The sequence below is a fragment of the Flagellimonas olearia genome, assembly GCF_009184425.1.
GTDB lineage: Bacteria > Bacteroidota > Bacteroidia > Flavobacteriales > Flavobacteriaceae > Flagellimonas > Flagellimonas olearia.
Map to the genome: position 1 here is coordinate 1 of NZ_WELG01000039.1, position 506 is coordinate 506.

General features: G+C 43.1%; 1 protein-coding gene. It reads right to left on the bottom strand.

Annotation, left to right across the window (positions count from 1 at the left end):
• Positions 1–445 (bottom strand): C2HC-type zinc finger protein (locus F8C76_RS17840; RefSeq protein ID WP_170284067.1); only part of this gene is annotated, 445 nt, incomplete at its 3' end.
• Between the last annotated feature and the right edge of the window lie 61 nt (positions 446–506).

The following is a 506-nucleotide window of genomic DNA, read 5'->3' on the forward strand; positions in this document are numbered from 1 at the left end:
TAGCTCCAGTTCCAACTCTAAAGGCAAACTCCCCTTTCTCAATTCTCTGCATTATCTGAAACCCCTGCAAAGAATTGCAGATATGATTAGTGGCTCCAGAATCTACGATCCATGAATCAGTAGAATCAACCACAAGACAGGTTTCAATGTAGTATGAAAAAGATGTACCTTTCTTAGCTAGGAGCTTGGGACAATCTTTCTTCCAATGACCTTTGAGGCCACACTTGAAGCATTTCCCTTTGGGCTTATCATCTGTACCCTTGTCCTTTGCATTACCAGCATTGCCCTTTTTCTGTCCTTTTCCCTTATTCTGCTTCTTCTTGAACTTCTTCCCTTTCGGGTTTAGTTTAGAGGAAGACTGGAAAAAGTGGACTTGGGCCTTGGGCTTCATGATGGCCTCTGCCGCCTGGAGTTCCTTCATTAACTCAGAAAGGGTCATGTCCATCTTGCTCATATTGAAATTGAGCTTGAACTGATTGAAGGAATCCGGCAGAGTTTCTAGAATC